This window comes from Micromonospora sp. WMMD964 (assembly GCF_029581455.1).
GTDB lineage: Bacteria > Actinomycetota > Actinomycetes > Mycobacteriales > Micromonosporaceae > Micromonospora.
The window spans coordinates 4970920-4989764 of record NZ_CP120860.1 but is presented as its reverse complement, the minus strand read 5'-3'; the positions used below and the strand labels follow the sequence as shown (position 1 = coordinate 4989764).

Below are 18845 nucleotides of genomic sequence, written 5' to 3'. Positions count from 1 at the left end.
CATGCCCGGCCCGGCGGGGAAGCGGAATGAGCACCGGTACCCAGACGCGGCCGTGATTCCGGTCGGACTGTTGCCCCGGCCGGTGGTGATCCTCTACGGTCGGCTCAGCGGTGGGCGGTGCGGTCCGCATCCGACCGGACACCGCCGGTTGCCCGTCGCGCGGGCCGGGATGGTGGAGTCCCGGGTCGCCCCGGCGGCGGGAGACTCGGCGGTCGTGTGACTCCAGCTCGTACCCCGGGTGTTGCCGCCCGGCGCGGCTCCCCGCGGGCCGCCGACGAGCCGGGCACGCCGATCCCACCGGGAGAAGCCCCGTGTTCCTCAGCCCGCACGAGCAGGACCGCCTGCTCGTCCACGTGGCGGCCGATGTCGCCCGCGCCCGCCGCGAGCGCGGCCTGCGCCTCAACTACCCCGAAGCCGTCGCGATCATCACCGCGTTCCTGCTCGAAGGGGCCCGTGACGGCCGGTCCGTGGTCGACCTGATGTCCGCCGGTCGGACCGTGCTCGGCCGGGACGACGTCCAGGACGGCATCCCCGAGCTGCTGAGGGAGGTGCAGGTGGAGGCGACGTTCCCGGACGGCACCAAGCTGGTGACGGTGCACCACCCGATCCCGTGATCCCGGGTGAGATCCTGCCGGCGGCCGACCCGGTCGAGATCAACGCGGGCCGCCCGGTGACCACGGTGCTCGTCGTCAACACCGCCGACCGGCCGGTGCAGGTCGGCTCGCACTACCACTTCGCCGAGGCCAACCCGGCGCTGGCGTTCGACCGGGACGCCGCCTGGGGGCAGCGGCTCGCCGTACCGGCGGGCACCTCGGTCCGGTTCGAACCGGGCATCAGCCGCAGCGTCGACCTCGTCCCGCTCGGCGGTGCGCGCGTCGTGCCGGGTCTGCGCGGCGAATGCGCCGGACCGCTGGACCGGTCACCGTCCGACGGGTCGTCGCGATGAGCGCCGTGCGGCGGGACCGCTACATCGACCTGTACGGGCCGACGACCGGGGACCGGATCCGGCTGGCCGACACCAACCTGCTGATCGAGGTGGAGGCCGACCACTGCGTGGGTGGTGACGAGGCGGTCTTCGGTGGCGGGAAGGTGATCCGCGAGTCGATGGGCCAGTCCCGGGCGACCCGCGCCGAGGGGGCCCTGGACACCGTCGTCACCGGTGCGGTGGTGCTCGACCACTGGGGTGTGGTCAAGGCCGACGTGGGCCTGCGCGACGGACGGATCGTGGCGCTGGGCCGCGCCGGCAACCCGGACACCATGCCCGGTGTCCACCCCGACCTGGTGATCGGCCCGTCGACCGAGGTGATCGCCGGTAACGGGCGGATCCTCACCGCCGGCGCGGTCGACACCCACGTGCACTTCATCTGCCCGCAGATCGTCACCGAGGCCCTGGCCAGTGGCATCACCACGCTCGTCGGCGGCGGTACCGGGCCCGCCGAGGGGACCCGGGCCACGACCGTCACCCCGAACGGCTGGCACCTGGCCCGGATGCACGAGGCGCTGGACACGATGCCGGTCAACGTGCTGCTGCTCGGAAAGGGCAACACCGTCTCGGAGGAGGCGCTGTGGGAGCAGTTGCGGGCCGGTGCGGGCGGCTTCAAGCTGCACGAGGACTGGGGCACCACCCCGGCGGCGATCGACGCCTGCCTGCGGGTCGCGGACGCGTCCGGGGTCCAGGTGTCGATCCACACCGACACCCTCAACGAGGCCGGTTTCGTCGCCGACACCCTGCGCGCGATCGGCGGCCGGGCGATCCACTCGTACCACACCGAGGGTGCCGGAGGTGGGCACGCACCGGACATCATCACGGTGGCCGGCGAACCGAACGTGCTGCCGTCGTCGACCAACCCGACCCGGCCGTACACCGCCAACACCCTCGCCGAGCACCTGGACATGTTGATGGTCTGCCACCACCTCAACCCGTCCGTGCCGGAGGACCTGGCCTTCGCGGAGAGCCGGATCCGACCGTCCACGATGGCCGCCGAGGACCTGCTGCACGACCTCGGCGCGATCTCCATCATCGGCTCGGACGCGCAGGCGATGGGGCGGGTCGGCGAGGTGATCCTGCGGACCTGGCAGAGCGCGCACGTGATGAAGGACCGGGTGGGCGCGCTGCCGGGCGACGGGGCCGCCGACAACCACCGGGCCCGCAGGTACGTGGCGAAGTACACCATCTGCGCGGCCATGGCGAACGGGCTGGAACGGGAGATCGGCTCGGTCGAGCCCGGCAAACTCGCCGACCTGGTGCTCTGGGATCCGGCGTTCTTCGGCGTACGACCGCACCTGGTGCTCAAGGGCGGCATGATCGCGTACGCCCAGATGGGTGACGCCAACGCGTCCATCCCCACGCCGCAGCCGATGCTGCCCCGACCGATGTTCGGGGCGTACGGTGCCGCGGCGGCGGCCACCAGCCTGGCCTTCGTGGCGCCGGCGGCGCTCGACGCCGGCCTGCGCCTGGACGTACGACGGCGGGTCGTGCCGGTCGGCGACGTGCGCTCGCGGGGCAAGGCCGACCTGCCGGAGAACAACGCCATGCCGCGCATCGAGGTGGAGCCGGACACCTTCACCGTGCGGATCGACGGGGTGGTGGTGGAGCCGGACCCGGTGACCCGGCTGCCGATGGCCCAGCGGTACTTCCTGTTCTGATGGCGACGCCGAGCCTGCTGTTGCTGGTGGCCGACGGGCGCTTCCCGGCCGGGGCGCACGCGCACTCCGGCGGTCTGGAGGCGGCCGTGGCCGCCGGTCGGGTCACCGACCTGGCGACGTTGGAGCAGTTCGTCGCCGGACGGTTGGCCACCGCCGGTCTGGTCGGTGCGGCGTTCGCGGCTGCCGCACACCGGGCCGCCACCACCGCCACCTCCGGGGCGGACGAGGCGGCCCGGTCGAGCACGCTGGCCCGGCTCGACGCGGAGCTGGACGCGCGTACCGCCGCACCGACACTGCGGGAGGTCTCCCGCCGGCAGGGCCGGGCGCTGCTGCGTGCCGGCCGGGCCATCTGGCCGGACGCCCCGTTCGGGGACCTGCCCGCGACGCCGTGCGGAGTGCACCAACCGCTGGTGCTCGGGCTGCTCTGCGCCGCTGCCGGGCTGTCCCGCCTCGACACCGCCACCGTCGCCGCGTACGGGACGGTCACCGGGGCGGCCAGCGCCGGCGTACGTCTGCTCGGCCTCGACCCGTACCGGGTCCAGGCCCTGCTGGTCGGTCTCGCCGACGCCTGCGACGGCACCGCTGCCGACGCGGCGCGGGCCGCCGACGGTCCACCGGAGCGGCTGCCGGCCGCCGCCGCTCCGCTCGCCGACATCCATGCCGAGATCCATGCCACCTGGGAGGTGCGTCTCTTTGCGTCCTGACACCGCTGCGCCCACTGCCGAGTCGTCCATACTGCTGTCGACCGCCGTGCCGCACGACGAGACCGTTCCACACACCCATCCCGAGCCGGGGGTGGATCCGCACCCGCCGCTGCCGCGTCCGGGCCGTGCCCTGCGGGTCGGCATCGGCGGCCCGGTCGGGTCCGGCAAGACGGCCCTGGTGGCCGCGCTCTGCCGGGCCTTCGCCGACGAGCTGCGGCTCGGGGTGGTGACCAACGACATCTACACCACCGAGGACGCCGACTTCCTGCGGCGGGCCGGAGTTCTGGACCCGGCCCGAATCCGCGCGGTGGAGACCGGCTGCTGCCCGCATACGGCGATCCGGGACGACATCGGCGCGAACCTGGACGCCGTCGACGAACTGGCCGAGGCGGTCGGCCCGTTGGACCTGGTCCTGGTGGAGAGCGGTGGCGACAACCTGACCGCGACCTTCAGCCGGGGGCTCGTGGACCGGCAGATCTTCGTGGTGGACGTGGCGGGGGGCGACAAGGTGCCCCGCAAGGGCGGGCCGGGGGTCACCGCCGCCGACCTCCTCGTCATCAACAAGACCGATCTGGCGCCGCTGGTGGGCGCCGACCTGGCGGTGATGGACCGGGACGCGCGGGCTCGACGGGGCGACCTGCCGACCGTCTTCCTGTCCATCGTCGGTGACCCGACGGCGAGCCGCGTCGCCGACTGGATCCGGCACGAGCTGGCCCACCACGCCGCCCTGCACCCCCTCACCGTGCCGGTGGAGCCGGTCTGATGCGTGCGCGCGCCCGGCTGGTCGCCCGAGCCGACGGCCGGGGCGGCACGACACTGGTCGAGCTGCGCGGCGAGACGCCGCTGCTGCTGCGCCGGACCCCCGCCGACGGTGGTGTCGCCACGGTGCACCTCGTCGGCGGGGCGGCCGGCCCGCTCGCCGGTGACGATCTGCGGCTGGAGATCGAGGTGGGCCCGGGCGCGGCGGTGCGGGTGCACACCGTCGCCGCCTCGATCGCCCTGCCGGGCCGACCGGGCGCGGTGTCGAGGATGACGGTACGGGCGGTGGTGCACGCCGGAGCCACCCTGCACTGGCTTCCCGAGCAGTTGGTGGCGGCGGCCGGCTGCGCGCACCTCGCCGAGTCCCGGATCGAACTGGCCGCCGGGGCGGTCCTGCGGTGGCGCGACGAGCTGATCTGCGGCCGGTACGGTGAGGCGCCCGGCGGCGCGGTCGTGCACACGCACGTCGACTACGCGGATCGGCCGCTGCTGCGCCAGTCCCTGGCGGTGGGACCGCACGCGCCCGGCTGGGCCGGACCCGCTGTGCTCGGTGGCGCGTCGGCCACCGGTTCGTTGCTGCTGGTCGACGAATCGCGACCCGTCGAGCCCGCGACTGTCGACGAGACGGTCGCCCGACTGCCCCTGGCCGGCGGCCCGGCGACACTCTGGACCGCCACCGCCCCGGACGCGCACACCCTGCGTGCCCAGCTCACTCCGTGAGGAGATGCGGTTCCGGGCCTTCGTGTTCGGCATCATCGCCCGGGACGGGTCCGCCGCCCCATATGGTCGAAAGCACCCGCGACTGCCGGTCGCGTGCGGCGGTGCACAGGAGGCCGTGATGAGTGGAGACGATCGACCCGAGGGCATCAGTCCGACGGCGGTGGAGGGGGCGCCGGGCCTGTGGCGCGTCGACCTGCAGCGGCACGACCTCAGCATTCCCGGACGCGAGGTCGTCCAGAGTCGGGTGGAGTTCACGCCGGACTCGCCGCCGTTCACGCACTTCCACCCCGGCGAGGAGATCATCTGCGTGCTCCAGGGATCCCTGGAATACACGCTCGAGGGTCAGCCACCCGTGGTGTGCAACGTCGGTGACGCCCTCACCGTGCCGTACGGCGTCCACCACCAGGCGAGGAACGTCGGCGGCGGGGTCGCCGTCGAACTGGCCACGTACGTCGTGGAGAAGGGCAAACCGCTGCTCACCAAGGTCGAGTGAGAACCGGCGGAACGGCGCGGGTCAGCGGCGTACGCCGGTCGCGTCGGCACGGTCGCCACGGCGCGTCGGGTCGAGGCGGTCGACCAGGTCGTCGAGCCGCTCGACCAGGCCGCTGTCGGTCGCAACGCCCAGCTCGGCGAGGCTGGCCCGGACCCGCTGGTCGAGGCGTTCGTGCTCGCGTCGGCCACGGGCCGTCAGGTAGGCGCGGATCCGCCGACGGTCCATCGGGTCGATCCGCCGGAAGACGAGATTACGGTCGACGAGGTGGTCGACCAGTTTGGTGAGGGTGCCCGGAGGCAGCGACGCCTCGGCGGACACCTCGCTCATCGGGTGACCCTGGCCGTCGGCGAGGAGGCAGAGCACCCGCCACGCCTCGATGGTCAGCGCGTCGTCGGCCAGCACGGCGCCCAACCGGCGGGAGAGCAGCCGTTCGGCGCGGGTGAGCGAGCGCAGCAGGTCGGCTGGCGCCCCGGGCACGTCTGACATGCGACTCCCTGGTCCGGTGGCCCCGCCATGGTACCGAGCCGTCCCGGTCCGTGGTGAGCTCTGGCCTTCGGTCGTGGGTCGGGCAATCATGTGCTCATGTCCGCTCCGGCACCGCCGTGGCTGACCGTCGACCGTGCCGTGGTCAGCATCGCGCTGGTCTACCCGATGCGCGGGCCGGGCGGGATGTTCGGCCCCACCTGCGAGCTGTGCGCGCAGCTCGCGGTGGAGGAGGTCAACAGGTCTGGCGGTGTGCTGGGTCGCGAGCTGCGGCTGGTGCCGGTCGACGGCGGCGCGCCTCCGGCCGAGGTGGCCGCCGAGGTCGAGGCGTTGGTGTCGGTGGGGGCCGTGCAGGGGGTGACGGGGTGGCACATCTCGTCGGTGCGCCAGGCGCTGGCACCCCGCGTCGCGCACCGGGTGCCGTACGTCTACACCGCACTCTACGAGGGCGGTGAACGCACCGAGGGGGTCTTCCTGACCAGCGAGACGCCGGACGCCCAACTGTGGCCCGCGATGCGGCTGCTGTCCAGGGAGAACCGGGTGCGTCGCTGGTTCGTGGTCGGCAACGACTACGTCTGGCCCCGCCGGACGGCCCGGGCGGCGATGCGGTACGCGGTGCGCGAAGGCGGGCAGGTGGTGGGTCGACACTTCCTGCCGTTGGACGCGCACGACTTCGGCGAAGTGTTGCGGCGCATCGAGCACAGCGACGCGGACGCGGTGCTGATGCTGCTGGTCGGGGCGGACGCGGTGCGGTTCAACAGGGCGTTCGCCCGTTCCGGGCTGGACCAGCGCTGCCTGCGTCTGAGCACGTTGATGGACGAGAACATGCTGTTGGCCAGCGGCGCCGGCGCGACGCGGCGGTTGTACAGCACGGCGGGTTTCTTCGCCGGGCTGGTGACCCAGGAGAACCTCGACTTCCACGGTGAGTTCGCCAGTCGTTTCGGGGTGGAGGCGCCGCCGCTGGGCAGCCTGGGGGAGTCCTGCTACGAGGGCGTGATGCTCCTCGCCGCGCTGATCGGTCAGGCCCGCACGCTGGACGTCCGGGCCATCGAGACGGCGGCGGACACGGTGGCGTACCACGGGCCACGCGGGCGGTTGCGGCTGCGCCGTCGGCACGTACGTCAGCGCATCTATCTGGCCGAGGCCGACGGGCTCGACTTCACGGTGCTCGCCCAACTCTGAGTCCGGTCCGCCGGAACGGGTCGACCGGACCCTTGACAGTCGTACCCGATCCGGACCTAAGATGCTTCCTGTGTGAAGGATCTGCCCTCGGGGTCGGATTCCACCAATTCGCGTCCCCGGTCGGTGAAATCGTCTCCGACCATTGTGGTGACGCCTTTTCCCAGCCTCTCTGAGCGGCCGTAACCGTTTCTCCGACGGTGCCGGCCGTTTTTTCGTGGGCGCCTGGTCGGCTGCGCGGAAACAGTCAATTAAGGACCGGGAAACACTCGCGCAATGATGCCGGTCGACGCTTTCGGTGCCCATATCCGAGTCGATACCCGGTTCGACGTCCACCCGTCGGTCCCGGCGTCGCCCACGTCAGCTCCACCGGACCGCACCGACCGTCCTTTTGCCACCTGAGTGCACCGCAGGGAGAGTAGATGTCACTGTTCCCCGGCCGCCGCATCCTGGCGGGTGCCATGACCCTGGTCGCCGCGGCCGCGATGACCGCGTGCGGCAGCAAGACCAACGACGCGGGCAACGCGTCCGGCGTCACCGCCGACGTCTCCGGCGACACCGTCAAGGTGGGCCTGCTCAACTCGCTCTCCGGCACGATGGCCATCAGCGAGGTCACCGTCCGCGACTCCATCATGCTCGCCATCGAGGAGATCAACGCGGCCGGCGGCGTCCTCGGAAAGAAGATCCAGCCGGTCGGTGAGGACGGCGCCTCCGACTGGCCCACGTTCGCCGAGAAGGCGGAGAAACTCATCTCCGAGGACCGCGTCGCCGCCGTCTTCGGCTGCTGGACCTCGGCCAGCCGCAAGGCCGTCAAACCGGTGTTCGAGAAGAACAAGGCGCTGCTGTTCTACCCGGTGCAGTACGAGGGGCTCGAACAGTCGCCCTACATCTTCTACACCGGCGCGACCACCAACCAGCAGATCGTTCCCGGGCTCGACTACCTCAAGTCGCAGGGTGTCAAGTCGGTCTATCTGGTCGGCAGCGACTACGTCTTCCCCCGCACCGCCAACAAAATCATCAAGGCGTACGCGGCCGCGAACGGCATGACGGTCTCCGGTGAGGACTACGCGCCGCTCGGATCCACCGAGTTCGGCACCATCGTCAACAAGGTCAAGTCGTCCGGGGCCGCGGCCGTCTTCAACACGCTCAACGGCGACAGCAACGTGGCCTTCTTCAAGGAGTACAAGTCCGCCGGTCTGACCGCCACCGCCATGCCGGTGGTGTCGGTGTCGATCGCCGAGGAGGAGGTCAAGGGCATCGGCACCCAGTACCTGGAGGGGCAGCTGACCGCCTGGAACTACTACCAGACCACCCCGGGAGCGGCGAACACGAAGTTCGTGGCCGCGTACAAGGCGAAGTACGGGGCGGACAAGCCGACCAGCGACCCGATGGAAGCCGCGTACGTCGCCGTGTACCTGTGGAAGGCGATGGTCGAGAAGGCCGGCGTCTTCGACGTCGAGAAGGTCCGCTCCGCGTCGGACGGGATCACCTTCGACGCGCCGGAGGGCATGGTCACGGTGGACGGGAAGACCCAGCACATCGCCAAGACCGCGCGGATCGGCAAGATCGGCGCGGACGGTCTGATCACCGAGGTCTGGAACTCCGGTAAGCCGGTCGCACCGGACCCGTACCTCAAGACCTACCCGTGGGCGAGCGGCCTGAGCTGACGACGCCGGCCCGGGCGGGGCGTGTTGCCGCACACCCCACCCGGGCCACCCGACCAGCAGTTCGGAGACCCCACCGTGACAGTCCTCTTCGGTCAACTCTTCACCGGCATCAGCATCGGCGCGGTGTTGCTGCTCATCGCGCTCGGCCTCGCGTTGACCTTCGGCCAGATGAACGTGATCAACATGGCGCACGGTGAGTTCATCATGGCCGGCGCGTACACCACCTATGTCCTCCAGCAGAGCATCACCGGGGCCGGCTGGTCACTGGTGATCGCGCTACCCGTGGCGTTCGTCGTCGCCGGCACCATGGGCGCACTGCTGGAGCTGCTGCTCATCCGCCGGCTGTACGCCCGACCGCTGGACACCCTGCTGGTCACCTGGGGCGTGTCCCTGATGCTGCAACAGCTGGCCCGGGACATCTTCGGCAGCCCGAACGTGCAGACCCGCGCGCCGGAGCTGCTGACCGGCAACGTGGCGCTTCCCGGCGGGCTGACCGTCGCCAACAACCGGCTGTTCATCCTGGCTCTCGCACTGGCCGCCGTCGCGGCGCTCACCCTGGCGCTACGGCTCACCCCCCTCGGGCGTCGCATCCGCGCGGTGGTGCAGAACCGCGACCTCGCCGCGGTGTCCGGCATCGCCACCTCCCGGGTCGACCGGACGACCTTCTTCGTCGGGTCCGGGTTGGCCGGGCTCGCCGGTGTGGCGCTCACCCTGCTCGGCCCGATCGGCCCGACCATGGGCACCAACCTGATCATCGATGCCTTCCTGGTCGTCGTGGTCGGCGGGATCGGCCAGCTCAAGGGCAGCGTGATCGTCGCCTTCGCCCTCGGCGTCCTCCAGGCCACCGGGGAGTACCTCACCACCCTCAGCGTCGCCAAGGTGATCGTCTTCGTGGCGATCGTCGCGTTCCTCCAGTGGCGGCCACAGGGCCTGTTCACCCTGCGGACCAGGAGCCTCGCATGACCGCCGTCACCCCCGCGCCGCCCAGCACCGCCGTCCGCCCCGCACCCGCCGGGGCCACGCCACCGGGCCCGCCCGCGCGCCGATCCCGGCTGCGCACGGCGGCCGGCTTCGCGTTCGGCGCGGCGCTGCTGTTCGCCGTCGCGCCCCTGGTGTTGTCGGACTTCCGGCTGTCCCTGCTCGCCAAGTACCTCTGCGTCGCCATGGTCGCGGTCGGCATCGGGATCGCCTGGGGCCGGGGCGGCATGCTCACCCTCGGCCAGGGCGTCTTCTTCGGCCTCGGCGGCTACGCGATGGCCATGCACCTCAAGCTCGCCGACGCGGGTCCCGGTGGGATGCCCGACTTCATGCAGCTGTACGGGCAACTCGACGAACTGCCCCTGTGGTGGCGGCCGTTCGCCAGCCCCTGGTTCGCGCTGCCGGCGACGGTCCTGCTGCCGATGGCGGTGGCCTTCGGTCTGGGCTCGCTGGTGTTCCGCCGCCGCGTCCGGGGCGCGTACTTCGCCATCCTCAGCCAGGCGCTCGCCGCCGCGATGGTGATCCTGCTGATCGGCCAGCAGGGCACCACCGGCGGCACCAACGGGCTCACCGACATCAAGGGGTTCTTCGGCTACGACCTGGACGACCCGGTCAACCAACGGATGGTCTACTTCATCATCGCCGGCACCCTGTTGGCACTGCTCGCGCTGGCCCGTCAGCTCATCCAGAGCCGCTACGGGGAGCTGCTGGTGGCGGTCCGCGACGGCGAGGAACGGGTGCGCTTCCTCGGCTACGACCCGGCGTCGGTGAAGTTGGTCGCGTACGTGGTCGCGGCCGGGATGGCCGGCCTGGCCGGAGCGCTGTTCGTCCCCGCGGTCGGCATCATCTCGCCCGCGCTGATCGGTATCGTCCCGTCGATCGAGTTCGTCATCGGCGTCGCGGTCGGCGGCCGGGCCACCCTGCTCGGCCCGGTGCTCGGCGCGGTGGCGGTGGCCTGGGCGCGTACCGCCCTCTCGGAGCGGTTCCCGGGCACCTGGACGTACCTCCAAGGGTTGCTCTTCGTGGTCGTGGTGGCGTTCCTACCCGGCGGCCTGGCGTCGCTGTGGGCGCTGGCCCGCCGCCGTGACGGCAGCGCCGGACCGGCCCGACGGTGGTGGTCGCCACCGGGTCGGCGACGCGCCGAGCCGGAGGTGCCGGCGGCATGAGCGACGACCGGTCGGACGGGCTCTCCGTCCGCGACGTGCGGGTCAGCTTCGACGGCTTCACCGCCGTCGACGGCGTGTCCCTGGAGGTGCCCGCCGGTGACATCCGTTTCCTGATCGGGCCGAACGGGGCCGGCAAGACCACCCTGGTCGACGCGATCACGGGCCTGGTCCGGGCCACCGGCTCGGTCCGGTTCGGCGACGACGAGCTGTTGGGCCGCCCGGTGCACCGGATCAGCCGGATGGGCATCGGCCGCACCTTCCAGACCTCGACGGTCTTCGAGGAGCTGTCGGTGTTGCAGAACCTCGACATCGCGGCGGGCGCCCGGCGCGGCTGGGTGACCCTGGCGCGCCGCCGTCGGGGCGTTCCCGACGAGGTGGCCGCCGCGTTGGACACCATCGGCCTGGCCGACCGGGCCGACCACCTCGCCGGGACGCTCGCGCACGGCCAGAAACAGTGGTTGGAGATCGGCATGTTGCTGGTGCAGGACGCGCGGCTGCTGCTGCTCGACGAGCCGGTCGCCGGCATGAGCCACGAGGAACGCGACGCGACCGGGACGCTGCTGGAGACGGTGAGCCGGGACCGCACCGTCGTCGTGATCGAGCACGACATGGACTTCCTCCGCCGGTTCGCGCGCAGCGTCACCGTGCTGCACGCCGGTCGGGTGCTCAGCGAGGGCACTGTGGCGCAGGTGCAGGCGGACCCGCGCGTGCAGGAGGTCTACCTCGGCCACCCGGTCGACGCCGGGTCGGCCCGTACCGGCCAGGAGGCGTGATGCTGACGTTGCGAGGGGTGCACGCGGGGTACGGCCGCAGCCGGGTGCTGCACGGTGTCGACCTGGCCGTCCCGCCCGACGGGGTCGCCGCGGTGCTCGGGCACAACGGTGCCGGTAAGAGCACCCTGCTGCGGGTCGCCGCCGGGCTGCTGCGCCCGAGCGCCGGCACGATCGAGTTGGACGGCGAGGACGTCACCCGCCTCGGCCCGCACGAGCGGGTGGCGCGGGGGATGGCGTACGTCCCGCAGGGTCAACAGTGCTTCCCGCACCTGACCGCCGCGGAGAACCTGCGACTGGTCGCCGACGGCCGGCGCGACGGCGCGGTGGCCACCGCCGAGGTGCTGGACCTGTTCCCCGCGTTGCGGTCGCTGCTGCGGCGTCGCGCCGGGCTGCTCTCCGGAGGTCAGCGTCAGCAGTTGGCCATCGCCCGCGCTCTGATCACCCGGCCGAGGCTGCTGATGCTGGACGAGCCGACCGAGGGCATCCAGCCGTCGGTGGTCGCGGAGATCCAGGAACGGATCGTCGAGCTGACCCGGCAGTCCGGGTTCAGCGTGCTCCTCGTGGAGCAGCACCTCGGGTTCGCGCTGCGGGTGGCGGACCGTTACCAGGTGCTGGAATCCGGCCGGGTCACCTCGCACGGCGACGGGGGTGTCACGGCGGAACGGGAGGTTCGCGCGGCCCTGGCCGTGTGAGCCGCCGACCGTTCACGACGCGCTCGCGATCCACTTCGGCCAGCCCGCGAGGTCGGCATGGTGTCGAGCGGTATACCTCAGAGTCATAATTATGACTCTGAGGTATACCGCTCACTGCCGCATCTGCCCCCGCTGAGGTGACCGACGGTAACTGCCCGCCGCGCCCACAGCCCGAGGGCTTGCACGTCCAGACCGCTCCCCTGGTGAAGCGACAGCCCGGCGACGGCCCGATCGTCCGTCGACCTGCTCCGCGAGGCCATGCCCGCTTCGTACAATTCCTGCCATGCCGGAAATCGTCGAGTTGCTGGCCTCGCCCGTGCACCGTTTCCTGGGCCGGCCCGCCGACGGCCCGGCACCGGCGCCGCCCGGTGAGTTGGTCGACGCGGTCCGGATCCGGGCCGGTCTCGGCATCGTCGGCGACCGCTACTTCGGCCAGCAGGCACACCGCGACGCCAGCGTCACCGTCATCGCCCAGGAGTCGCTGCCGGTCGACATCGGTCTGGCCGAGGTCCGGCGCAACATCCTCACCACCGGCATCGCCGTGGACGAGTTGATCGGCAGAGTGCTGGTGCTGGACTCCGGAGACGGCCCGGTCAGCCTCCGGGTCAACCGGGCGGCCCGGCCCTGCGCCTGGATGGACGTCACCGTCGGACCGGGTGCCTGGAAGGCCCTGCGCACCACCGGTGGCATCCGCTGCACCCCACTCACCGACGGCACCCTGCGCGTCGGGCCGATCGAGGTCAGCATCGAGCGGGCGTCCACGTGAGGTCGGCCGTCGACGCGACCGAGGAGACGACCCCGACCCGGGTCAGACCGGGCTGATGTGCGCGGCGAGGACCCGCCAGCCGTGCAGGTCGTCGTGGATCCAGGTGCGGGTGTAGCGCAGGCGAGCCGAGAACGGCGATCCGTCGAAGGTCCCGGCAACCCGGCCCAGGAAGAACGTCACCCCGGTCGAGCCGACGACGAGCAGGTCCAGCTCCTCCTCGACCAGCTCCCGTACCACCGAGCGGCGCTCCCGGTGTTCCGACAGGTCGTCCTGCTTGGTGTACGTGCGACCGTCCGGGCCGACGCAGATCAGTTGGTCGACGAGCAGTTGGTCGAGGGCGTCGACGTCACCGGCCCGCTGGGCGGCCTGGAGGGTGCGTTCGGCGTCGAGCAGCTCTGCCTCGCGTGCGCTGTCCGGCATCGTGCGGTCCTCCCGGTCAGGGTCGACCCGGTTCCACAGTCGGGCCGGTCTGTCCGCATTGTGGCAGCTCACCTGGCCGGGAAGGGAGTGGATCGCCGTGGCCACTCACAGGGCCAGGCGAATCCGTACGACGGTCTCCCCGGCGCCGGTGAGCACGGTGACCTCGTCGCAGATCTGCTCCACGATCGCCAGCCCACGGCCCCGTACCGCGTCGGTCGCCGGCAGGCCCTGGCCGAACCTCCGGGTAGGGCCCCGGTCGACGACGTCGCAGAACAGGTGGCCCGATTCGGCCCAGAGCACGACCCGGCCGCCGCCGGTGGTGTGCTGCAACGTGTTGGAGGCCAGCTCGCTGACCGCCAGCGTCAGCAACTCCACCCGGTGCGGCGGCAACCCCCGGGCCAGTGCTCCGGCGCTGACGAACGCGCGCAGCGCCCGCACGTCGGTCGCCACCCGGTAGGTCATGGTCTCCGCGAACGGGGCGGGGACGCTCTGCTCGATGACGGTGTCCCGTCGTTCGGCCGGCATCAGCCCTCCGGTCGCGGGTCGCCGGTCGGAGCCACCACGATCGGGCCGGTCGCCGTGGACGTGCGAGCCCCGAAGTGCGCCATCGGACAGCAACAACCCTTCTCGTGCCGGAGCCGTTGTCGCCACATCATGTCATCCGCCGGGCCGCACCCGTTCCTCCGTTCGGCGGCCGATCGCCTGCGGGCCGGCCCGAAACCCGTCGTCGGTCCGGCACCAGCGCGCTCAGGGTGCCGCGTCGAAGGCGATGGACTCGCTCAGCTCCCGCCACCGCGCGTCGGACGCCGCGAGCGCCTCGGCGGCCGCCGAGGCGGCCGCCACCGCGTCGGCGCCGAGCAGCAACCGCAGCGGCGGGTCGTCGACCTGGGTGATCCGGATGATCGCCTGTGCGGCGCGGACCGGATCCCCGGGCTGGTTGCCGCTGCCCTGACGCAGCCGCTGCACGGCCGGGTCGATGACCGGGCGGTACGGTTCGCTGATCGGCAACTCACTCATCGACGAGCCGGCCCAGTCGGTGCGCAGCCCGCCCGGCTCGATGCTGGTGATCCGGATCCCGAACGCCGCGACCTCCCTGGCGAGCACACCGGAGAAGCCGCTGACCGCCCACTTCGCGGCCTGGTAGGCCCCCAGGCCGATGCTGGCGACCCGGCTGCCGACGCTGGAGATCTGCACGATGTGCCCCCGCCCCTGCTCCCGCATCGTCGGAAGCGCGGCGCGGGACAGGTTGACCACCCCGTAGAAGTTCGCGTCGATCTGCGCGCGGAAGTCGTCCTCCGTGATGTCCTCGATCGCGGCGACGTCGGCGTACCCGGCGTTGTTCACCAGGACGTCCAGGCGACCGAACCCGTCCACGGCGGTGCGGACCGCGTCGCGGGCGGCGGCCGGGTCGGTGACGTCGAGGGCTATCGGCTGGACCTGGTCGCCGTACCGGTCGCGGAGGGCTTCGAGCTGTGCCGGGTTCCGTGCGGTGGCGACGAGTCGGTCGCCGTCGGCCAGCACGGCTTCGGCGAGGGCTCGGCCGAGACCTCGGGTACAACCGGTGATGAGCCATACTCGCGGCACGTCGCTTCTCCCGTCAGGCGGTCTCCGGCGGCTACGGGCGGATGTCCAGGGCGCCGATCAGGCCGTCGCGCAGGGTGAACCGGTATCGCAGCTCGACGGGGCTGCCGGGGAAGTCGCCGGTGACCCGGGTGAGGGCCAGGTACGAGTCGCCCGCCTGCGAGGTCACCCGGACCGGCTCGGCGGTGTACGCGTAGGCGTCCATCGTCTTCTGCCGCCACGCGCGGATCGAGGCCCGCCCGTCGTACAGCCGCTCCTCGTCGGCGACGGTCGCGTTGTCCGCGAAGCAGGCGACGAAGGCGTCCAGGTCCCGGTCGTTGACGGCCCGGAAGTACCTGTCGATCACGTCGGGTAGGTCGACGGCCATCTGCTCCTCCTGCGGCACGGGCCGCCGTCGGCAGCCGTCGGATTCCCGGTCCGACCTCACGGTACGAGACGGGGACGGTGCCGCGCGGAGCAACCACCAGAACGATCCCGCCGCGGCTGCCGGGGTTTGCCGTCGGGGGCCCCGGGTAGCCACGCGTCTCCGGGACGAAGGGCGGGGGCATGGCCGAGCTGGGGTTCGTCGACAAGGTCGCGGCACGGGCGGGGGTCCCGCCGGAGCAGGCGCGCCCACTGACCGAGGCCGTTCTGCGGACCCTCACCGAGCGGCTCAGCGGCGGTGAGGCGGGCGCGTTGGCCCCGCACCTGGCCGACGAGCTGAGCCCACTGCTGGTCAAGGCCGCCGAGCCGCCGGAGGCGTTCGGCTTCGACGAGTTCCTGCGCCGGGTCGCCGACCGGGCCGGTATCGACCGCGCGGCCGCCGAGCGGGGCACCCGGGCGGTTCTCCAGACGATGCACCGGGTGGTCGGGCACCGCGAGTTCGAGGACGCGCTGGCCCAGCTCCCGGCGGATCTGCGGGCGCTGGCGCAGCCGCTGCCGCACGGCCCCTGACGCGGGCGCGGGGCCGGACCGGTGATCCGGTCCGGCCCCTCCGTCGTCAGGTGGCGTTGACCACCCACTTCTGGTGGGCGGCGCCGGTGTTGGTGCCGATCTGGATCTGCGTCCCGTCGGCGGTGCCACCGCCGGCGGCCTGGAGGACCTTGCCCGACTGCGGGTTGCGCAGCGACCCGTCGGACTGCGGCTGCCACACCTGCGAACCCGTGCCGTTGCAGGTCCACAGCTGCACCTTGGTGCCGTCGGCGGTGCCGGCGTTGTCCACGTCCAGGCACTTGCCCAGCGCGCGGTACGTGTCACCGACGCGGCTCCACAACTGGGCCGCGGTGTTGTTGCAGGTCCACAGCTGCACCTTCGTGCCGTCGGCGGTGCCCGCGTTGTCCACGTCCAGGCACTTGCCGCCGACGCCGGTGATGCTGCCCGGCGCGCCGGCGCTCGCGTACACCTCCAGCTCGTAGATCCGCGCGGCCGTGTCGGTCGTGCTGGTCGGTGTGGTGATCGCCAACCGGACGTGGCGGGTGCCCGGCGCGACCAGGTTGTGGGTGGTGGTGCTCGCGGTATTGCCGGTGACCGTGGCGCGGGTGGTCCAGGTCGTGCCGTCGGCGCTGGACGCGATCGTGAAGTCCCGGGTGTTCCAGGCCGGGTCCTCACCGCCGGACCCGGCGTGCTTGACCACCACCCGGTTCACCGTGTGGCTGGCGCCCAGGTCGACCTGGAGGTACCTGTTGGTGCCCTTCGAGCACCACTTGTCACTGTTGTCGCCGGTCACACTGCCGTTGACGGCCTTGGCCGGGCCCTCGCTCGTCGAGCAGGAGCTGTCCGCGACGGCCGGCTTGTTGAGCGCCAGGTTGGTCCCGTCACCGGGCGGTGGGGTGACGCCCGGGATGGCGTTGAGCGTGTACCACGCCTCGGTGCTCCACAGTGACTGACCGCTGGTGGAGGTGAACGGTCGTGGCGAGCGCAGGTGGACCACGTGGCCCGCCTTGCGACCGGCCACCGCCAGGTTGACCTTCCTGCCGTCCGACGAGAGGGTGGCTGAGGTGACGGTGAGCGTCTCCTCGTCGATCTTCGGACCGCCGTAGTTCGACGTCGCCACGTACCTCCATTGCTTGATCTTGTAACGCGCGGCCAGGTCGGCGGCGGTCTCCGCCGACACGGGCTGGGTGTACTCCACCTCGAAGCCGGCGGTGGTGGCGCGCATGGCGAGCATCTCGAAGGTCGTGGTGCTGTTCGGGGTGAGCTTCTGCAGGCCGTACGCCAGCTTGCCGGTCTGGCCCCAGTTGCCGCCCGCGCCGAGCCCGCCGACGTAGATCGCGCCGTCCGGACCGACGTTGACCTCGGAGACACCCGCCTCCAGGCCCTGGGTGAGCCGGAACAGGGCGCCCTGGTACTCGCCGTTGACCTTCTCCACGTTGGCGCGCTGGAGACCGCCGTAGGTCACGTCGCCGATGACGAACTGGCCGGCGTATCGGCCGCTGGTCAGGTACAGCGGGGTGCTGGGCGAGTTGGCGATCTCGTTCTGCGGCATCCACAGCACCGGAGGAGTGACCGGGTTGGTGTCGAACGGGCCGGCGGGGTTCGTGAAGTGGTTGAAGAAGCGGCCCTGCTTGACGTGCAGGAGCTTCGACGAGGGCAGCCAACCGCCCTGGTTGTCCGTGACGAAGATGCCGCCCTCCGGGCCCCACCCGATGCCGTGCGGGGTGCGCAGGCCCCCGGCGACGTAGCTGACCGCGCCGGTGTCCTTGTCGACCTTGAGGGTGGTGCCCCGGTTGGTGGCGGGCTGCGGGTTGGTGGTGGCGCCGCCAGAGTTGATCGACACCGAGAGGTTCAGGTAGAAGAACCCGTCGGAGTAGAGCAGGCCGAAGGCGAACTCGTGGAAGTTGCCCCCGTACGGCCAGGTGGCGACCGTCTCCAGCCGCTCGGCCACCTCGTCGCCGCCGGTGTTCACCAGCCGGGTGAGCCGCTGCTTCTCCGAGACGTAGACCACCCCGTCGACGACCTTCAACCCCATCGGCTCCTTCAGCCCACCGGCGATCTTCTTGGTGGTGACGTTGCCCGGGCTGGTCGATCCGCCGGTGTTGCCGAGGATCCACACCTCGCCGTCCTGGGAGGTGCCGGACTGGTCGCTGCCTCCCCAGGTGGAGACGACCAGCCGCCCGTCGGCCAGCCAGTCCATGCCGGTGACCTTCGGTTGGAACCCGCTGGGCCGCAGGTTGGTCAGCGTGTAGCCGGGGTGGACGCCGGTCAGGGGCAGGCCGTCACCGGGGGAGTCGGTGATCCCCTCGCACTCCTTGCGTCCCGGTGCGGTCACCCGCACCACGCCGGCGTCGGTGCTCAGCGCCGAGTTCGGTACGACCACGAAGGACGACGAGCCGGGCGTCCTCCACTCGAGGGTGATCTGCTGCCCACCGCCCCGCTCGAAGTGGTCGATGCGCAGCGGGTGCAGTCCGGCGGTGAGCGTGACGGTGCCCTCCTTGGGCGGGGTCGCGCCGTGCAACCCGTCGTGGTTGATCACCACAGCGTTGTCGATCGACAGTTTGGACCCGTCGTCGCTGCTGAGCCGGAACGTGTAGCTGCCGGCCTGGGTGGTGGAAATGTTGCCGAGCACCTGCGAGACGAAGTTGTCCTCGAAGCCGAAGTCGGCCGCCGAGGTCCAGTTGACTGTGGACATCAGCTTGTCCACGTTGGGGGTCTGCGCCGGCTTGAGGGTGCAGATCTCGGACAGCGGCACCTGCACGTCGAAGACGCGCAGCGTGACACCCGGTTCCTGGGCGGGGGCGGCGGTGGCCGGAGCGGCCCAGAGGCCGGCGGTGAGGACGAGTGCGAGCGTACCGAGGGCGGGTTTGCGGATTCGGCGTAGCAGGCGTGTGCCCATCGTTCCT

At 71.7% G+C, this 18845-nt stretch carries 22 protein-coding genes; 16 read left to right on the top strand and 6 right to left on the bottom strand.

All coding sequences use genetic code 11. The features are described from left to right. Window positions 1-52: 52 nt before the first annotated feature. The 8 genes from O7616_RS22940 to O7616_RS22905 all read left to right on the top strand — a co-directional run bounded on the left by O7616_RS22940 (window position 53) and on the right by O7616_RS22905 (window position 5322). On the top strand, window positions 53-220 hold the full coding sequence (locus tag O7616_RS22940) for a hypothetical protein (RefSeq protein WP_282259018.1): 168 nt from the start codon (window positions 53-55) through the stop codon (window positions 218-220). Between the two features lie 91 nt (window positions 221-311). Continuing rightward, window positions 312-614: an urease subunit gamma gene (locus O7616_RS22935; RefSeq protein WP_278139873.1), complete on the top strand. Its 303-nt coding sequence runs from the start codon at window positions 312-314 to the stop codon at window positions 612-614. Further along, window positions 611-946, top strand: coding sequence for an urease subunit beta (locus O7616_RS22930; RefSeq protein WP_282303870.1), 336 nt, complete (start codon window positions 611-613; stop codon window positions 944-946). Before O7616_RS22935 ends, O7616_RS22930 begins: the two co-directional genes overlap by 4 nt. Beyond that, window positions 943-2646, top strand: coding sequence for an urease subunit alpha (locus O7616_RS22925; RefSeq protein WP_282303869.1), 1704 nt, complete (start codon window positions 943-945; stop codon window positions 2644-2646). Before O7616_RS22930 ends, O7616_RS22925 begins: the two co-directional genes overlap by 4 nt. After that, window positions 2646-3350, top strand: a complete 705-nt coding sequence (locus O7616_RS22920; RefSeq protein ID WP_282303868.1) for an urease accessory UreF family protein — start codon at window positions 2646-2648, stop codon at window positions 3348-3350. Before O7616_RS22925 ends, O7616_RS22920 begins: the two co-directional genes overlap by 1 nt. A 91-nt stretch (window positions 3351-3441) precedes the next feature. Next, on the top strand, window positions 3442-4113 hold the full coding sequence (gene ureG, locus O7616_RS22915) for an urease accessory protein UreG (protein ID WP_282307703.1): 672 nt from the start codon (window positions 3442-3444) through the stop codon (window positions 4111-4113). Beyond that, entirely contained in the window at window positions 4113-4829 is a 717-nt protein-coding gene (locus O7616_RS22910) for an urease accessory protein UreD (protein ID WP_282303867.1), read from the top strand. Before ureG ends, O7616_RS22910 begins: the two co-directional genes overlap by 1 nt. Before the next feature lie 118 nt (window positions 4830-4947). Continuing rightward, a complete protein-coding gene (locus O7616_RS22905) occupies window positions 4948-5322 on the top strand; it encodes a cupin domain-containing protein (RefSeq protein WP_282303866.1) in 375 nt (124 codons plus the stop codon). Window positions 5323-5343: 21 nt separating this feature from the next. Here O7616_RS22905 and O7616_RS22900 read toward each other — a convergent pair whose 3' ends face one another. Further along, window positions 5344-5808, bottom strand: coding sequence for a MarR family transcriptional regulator (locus O7616_RS22900; protein WP_282303865.1), 465 nt, complete (start codon window positions 5806-5808; stop codon window positions 5344-5346). A gap of 96 nt (window positions 5809-5904) precedes the next feature. Here O7616_RS22900 and O7616_RS22895 point away from each other — a divergent pair, with 96 nt between their 5' ends. The 7 genes from O7616_RS22895 to O7616_RS22865 all read left to right on the top strand — a co-directional run bounded on the left by O7616_RS22895 (window position 5905) and on the right by O7616_RS22865 (window position 13026). Beyond that, complete coding sequence (locus O7616_RS22895; protein ID WP_282259030.1) at window positions 5905-6987, top strand: substrate-binding domain-containing protein; 1083 nt, start codon at window positions 5905-5907, stop codon at window positions 6985-6987. A 419-nt stretch (window positions 6988-7406) separates the two neighbouring features. Continuing rightward, window positions 7407-8651 (top strand): urea ABC transporter substrate-binding protein, encoded by a 1245-nt coding sequence (urtA, locus tag O7616_RS22890; protein ID WP_282303864.1) that lies wholly within the window; start codon window positions 7407-7409, stop codon window positions 8649-8651. A 75-nt stretch (window positions 8652-8726) separates the two neighbouring features. Then, window positions 8727-9614, top strand: coding sequence for an urea ABC transporter permease subunit UrtB (urtB, locus tag O7616_RS22885; protein ID WP_282303863.1), 888 nt, complete (start codon window positions 8727-8729; stop codon window positions 9612-9614). Beyond that, window positions 9611-10795: an urea ABC transporter permease subunit UrtC gene (gene urtC, locus O7616_RS22880; protein WP_282303862.1), complete on the top strand. Its 1185-nt coding sequence runs from the start codon at window positions 9611-9613 to the stop codon at window positions 10793-10795. The genes urtB and urtC overlap by 4 nt, the downstream gene beginning before the upstream one ends. Further along, window positions 10792-11568, top strand: coding sequence for an urea ABC transporter ATP-binding protein UrtD (urtD, locus tag O7616_RS22875; protein ID WP_282303861.1), 777 nt, complete (start codon window positions 10792-10794; stop codon window positions 11566-11568). Before urtC ends, urtD begins: the two co-directional genes overlap by 4 nt. Then, complete coding sequence (gene urtE, locus O7616_RS22870) at window positions 11568-12260, top strand: urea ABC transporter ATP-binding subunit UrtE (protein ID WP_282259036.1); 693 nt, start codon at window positions 11568-11570, stop codon at window positions 12258-12260. The genes urtD and urtE overlap by 1 nt, the downstream gene beginning before the upstream one ends. Before the next feature lie 283 nt (window positions 12261-12543). Then, on the top strand, window positions 12544-13026 hold the full coding sequence (locus O7616_RS22865) for a molybdenum cofactor biosysynthesis protein (protein WP_282259037.1): 483 nt from the start codon (window positions 12544-12546) through the stop codon (window positions 13024-13026). Between the two features lie 42 nt (window positions 13027-13068). Here the strand turns inward: O7616_RS22865 and O7616_RS22860 are convergent, their stop codons facing one another. The 4 genes from O7616_RS22860 to O7616_RS22845 all read right to left on the bottom strand — a co-directional run bounded on the left by O7616_RS22860 (window position 13069) and on the right by O7616_RS22845 (window position 15394). Continuing rightward, complete coding sequence (locus tag O7616_RS22860; protein WP_282303860.1) at window positions 13069-13446, bottom strand: nuclear transport factor 2 family protein; 378 nt, start codon at window positions 13444-13446, stop codon at window positions 13069-13071. Between the two features lie 105 nt (window positions 13447-13551). Further along, entirely contained in the window at window positions 13552-13971 is a 420-nt protein-coding gene (locus tag O7616_RS22855) for an ATP-binding protein (RefSeq protein ID WP_282303859.1), read from the bottom strand. 222 nt (window positions 13972-14193) lie between these two features. Next, window positions 14194-15030 (bottom strand): oxidoreductase, encoded by an 837-nt coding sequence (locus tag O7616_RS22850; protein ID WP_282303858.1) that lies wholly within the window; start codon window positions 15028-15030, stop codon window positions 14194-14196. A 31-nt stretch (window positions 15031-15061) separates the two neighbouring features. Further along, the gene (locus tag O7616_RS22845) at window positions 15062-15394 is read right to left on the bottom strand and encodes a nuclear transport factor 2 family protein (RefSeq protein WP_282303857.1); all 333 of its coding nucleotides are present in this window, start codon (window positions 15392-15394) and stop codon (window positions 15062-15064) included. A gap of 179 nt (window positions 15395-15573) precedes the next feature. On the opposite strand from O7616_RS22845, the gene O7616_RS22840 reads away from it, so the two are divergent. Then, complete coding sequence (locus O7616_RS22840; RefSeq protein ID WP_282259041.1) at window positions 15574-15960, top strand: DUF2267 domain-containing protein; 387 nt, start codon at window positions 15574-15576, stop codon at window positions 15958-15960. 46 nt (window positions 15961-16006) lie between these two features. On the opposite strand, the gene O7616_RS22835 is transcribed toward O7616_RS22840, so the two are convergent. Beyond that, the gene (locus tag O7616_RS22835; RefSeq protein ID WP_282303856.1) at window positions 16007-18838 is read right to left on the bottom strand and encodes a ricin-type beta-trefoil lectin domain protein; all 2832 of its coding nucleotides are present in this window, start codon (window positions 18836-18838) and stop codon (window positions 16007-16009) included. Window positions 18839-18845: the final 7 nt, after the last annotated feature.